Source organism: Brevundimonas sp. (assembly GCF_018608325.1).
Classification (GTDB): Bacteria; Pseudomonadota; Alphaproteobacteria; order Caulobacterales; family Caulobacteraceae; genus Brevundimonas.
On sequence record NZ_JABAZW010000132.1, the window covers coordinates 1 to 2,869 of the forward strand.

The 2,869-nt window shown below is 66.8% G+C and carries 3 protein-coding genes and 1 pseudogene; 1 reads left to right on the forward strand and 3 read right to left on the reverse strand.

Annotated elements, in window-relative coordinates; translation table 11 throughout:
* Positions 1-23 precede the first annotated feature (23 nt).
* The 3 genes and pseudogenes from QZ281_RS12885 to QZ281_RS12900 all read right to left on the reverse strand — a co-directional run bounded on the left by QZ281_RS12885 (position 24) and on the right by QZ281_RS12900 (position 1,825).
* Positions 24-460 (reverse strand): annotated as a pseudogene (locus QZ281_RS12885) (NlpC/P60 family protein).
* Positions 457-1,104, reverse strand: coding sequence for a DUF2163 domain-containing protein (locus QZ281_RS12895; protein WP_292228984.1), 648 nt, complete (start codon positions 1,102-1,104; stop codon positions 457-459). Before QZ281_RS12895 ends, QZ281_RS12885 begins: the two are co-directional and overlap by 4 nt.
* Positions 1,105-1,210: 106 nt before the next feature.
* Positions 1,211-1,825, reverse strand: a complete 615-nt coding sequence (locus QZ281_RS12900; protein WP_292228986.1) for a DUF2460 domain-containing protein — start codon at positions 1,823-1,825, stop codon at positions 1,211-1,213.
* 213 nt (positions 1,826-2,038) lie between these two features.
* Between QZ281_RS12900 and QZ281_RS12905 the strand changes: the two genes are divergently transcribed.
* On the forward strand, positions 2,039-2,734 hold the full coding sequence (locus QZ281_RS12905; RefSeq protein ID WP_292228987.1) for a DUF805 domain-containing protein: 696 nt from the start codon (positions 2,039-2,041) through the stop codon (positions 2,732-2,734).
* Positions 2,735-2,869: the final 135 nt, after the last annotated feature.

A 2,869-nucleotide genomic window follows, 5' to 3' on the forward strand; every position in this document is an offset into this window, starting at 1 on the left:
GCGCTCAGTACGACCTGCGCCATTCACATCTCCTCAGGAAAGCGGAACACGGCCTCCAGCCGTCTTCGCCACCACACGCCCATCCAGCTTTCGACCACCGCCCGCCCCCAATAGGCGTGGATCATCCGCGGCTCCGGCCCTTCGACCGCGCTCATGATGGCGCAGTGTTTCACCGCCGCCCCCGGCGACATGCGGAACAACAGCACGTCCCCCGCCCGCATCGCCGCCAGCGGCACAGGCTTCAGCCACCGCCCCGCCGCCTCCAGCAGCGTCTCTTCGCCTCCGACCTCGGCCCAGTCGCCGAATAGGCCGGGACCGTCTCCGGCTCCTCGCCCGCCACCTCGCGCCAGACCCCGCGCACCAGCCCCAGACAGTCCGCACCCACGCCCTTCACGCTGGCCTGATGGCGATAGGGCGTGCCCAGCCAGTTCCGCGCAGCGGCCACGACCGCCGCGCTCATCGTCTGCTCCCGCCGTCATTGCGCGCACTGCCCGCCGGATAGGCCGTCAGGAAGTCGTCGCCCGGCACATCGGGGAAACCTCGAAAATTCACGCCGTTCGCGAATGTCCCGACACAGGTGGCCCAACGTTTGTCGCAGGTGCGGCTCCCCGCATTCGCCACGCCGCAGCGCGCGTCACCCAGCCGCGCATCGCACATCCGGCCATAGGTCCACCCGACCACCCGCTCCAGCTTCGCCAGCGGCCCTTCCAGTTCGGCGACAAAGGCGCCCGCCTCACGCCGGATGGAGGCCAGCGTCCCGTTCCACAGCCGCACCTTCAGGCTTGGGTCGGACCAGTCCACGCGCCACAGTTCGACCGACGCCCCGTCATAAAGCCCCGCCGCCACATCGGCCTCGGTGATCGCGGCGTCATCCAGCGCACCCGCCGCCGACGCCGATCCCGCCGCCAGTCCCACCGCGCTGTCGCCCGCCCCCGCCGTCCAGCCGCTGCTGGCCCGGCACAGGCTGCCGTCCATCTCCAGATCGCGATCGTGATCGGTGAACCCCATCACCGTCCCGTCCGCCCGCCTCAACCGCCAGACATGACAAAGCGACGCCGCCCCGCTCTCGATGCGGGCGGCCATTTCTTCCGATACGTCTCTCATGTGTCGCCTCTGTTTGAGTGGCGAGTGGCGAGTGGTCAGTGGTCAGTGGCGAGAAGATGCGCCGCCCCTGGCGCTCGCCACTCGTCGCTCGTCACTCGCCACTGCCTCAACCCCGCACCTCGATCAGCGGAACCGCCGCCATTCGTCCGGCGTCGAAACTGTCCAGCGTGGTCTCGATCCGGTCGCTGTCGAACCGCACCGGCGTGTCGAAGTGAAAGCCCGCCGTCACCGCCACGCCTGCCCCCGGCGCGCTGTTCAGCGTCACCTGTCCTGTGGCCGCATCAACCGTGAAACCCGTCGTCTCCGTCCCGTTCAGCGCCACCCGCACCGACCCCGCGACCGGCTTGGTTATGGGGCGTTCAACGTCGCCGTATCGCTTGATCAGCGTGAACGTTTTTCGCGTCCCGTCGCCCGCGCCCAGCACCTGATCCGTCGGCGCCGCCACGCCGCCCGGCCTGCAGGATTTGAAGTCCGCAAAGTCCTTGAACCGGAACCCATGCAGACGCCCGCGCCGCGCCTCGAAGAAGGCTGTCAGTTCCGCCATGTCGTCCAGCGACCTCAAGTTCGCCCCGATCAGGTAGCGCCTGCGCCCCAGCGCCCACGGCGTCGAACGCCGCTCATGCCCCGACGCCAGCGTCGTGATTTCGGTCCTGCGCTCGACCCCGCCGGTCGACCCGAACGCCAGCCGCGCAGGCAGGCGAACCTCATGAAATGCGGTCATCTTCACCCTTTCCATTACGCCGCCGTGCGGCTGGACCAGGCCCGCCTAGCAGCGACGCCCGTCAGAACTGTTGTGATCAGCCAGGCGCGGAACATGGGCGTAGCGCGTCTTCGACTGACCGCCCCGCCTGCGACATCTTGTTCAAATTGCGCCCGTCGTTCATGCTGCGCACACGGCGACCCCCAGCCGTTCTAGTTTTCAGGAGCGACACGTTTGCGTGGCGAAATTCTCAGTTACGATTCCACGGCAGGCGCCGGGCTGATCAGCGGCGATGACGGCGCGCGCTACAGCTTCACGACCGAGGCCCTGAAATCTCCGGCTGTCCCCGCTGCGGGCGTCCGCGTCGACTTCGTGCCTGAAGGCGAGATCGCCACCCAGATCCTGATTCTAGCCGGCGCCCCCACCTCGACCGGCGTCGCAGGCGTCGCGCCTATTCCGGCAGGTACAGGCTTTGATTTCAAATACGCCCTGTTCCATTTCAACGGCCGTCTGCGCCGTTCGCATTTCTGGATCGGCTTCCTGATCGTCTTCGCCGTATCGGTCGTGTTCTTCTGGGTCCCGTTCCTTGGTGGCTTTATTCTATTGGCCCTGATCTGGCCCAACCTGGCCATTTCGGTGAAGCGCCTTCACGACATGGGCCGGACGGGATGGCTGGTGCTTGTGCCCTTTGGCGTCAACATCGCCGTGTCCATCGTCAGCTTCGCCCTCATGATCGGCAACTTCATTTCCAGCGGCGGCTCGCCTGAGTTCTACGAAGATAATCCAGCCGCTGCCCTGGCACTGGTTGGACCTACCTTCGCGCTTTCCGGCGTCGCCTTCCTGATCTCCATCGCCTTCCTGCTGTGGATCGGCCTGACCGACAGCCAGCCGGGCGAGAACCGCTACGGCCCCAACCCCAAGGGTCTCTAAGCCTCACAGGTTTTGAACCGTTTCAGCGCCGCCTCGTGAAAACGGGGCGGCGTTTCTACATCCGGCGTGCGCCCAAACTGACCGCCCGCGCCAGCATCTGCGCCACCTGCGCCTCTGATCGCAACAGGGCCGGAG

Coding starts and splice junctions, on each gene's coding strand:
- QZ281_RS12895 (WP_292228984.1), bottom strand. CDS start 1,104: ATGAGAGACGTATCGGAAGAAATGGCCGCCCGCATCGAGAGCGGGGCG.
- QZ281_RS12900 (WP_292228986.1), bottom strand. CDS start 1,825: ATGACCGCATTTCATGAGGTTCGCCTGCCTGCGCGGCTGGCGTTCGGG.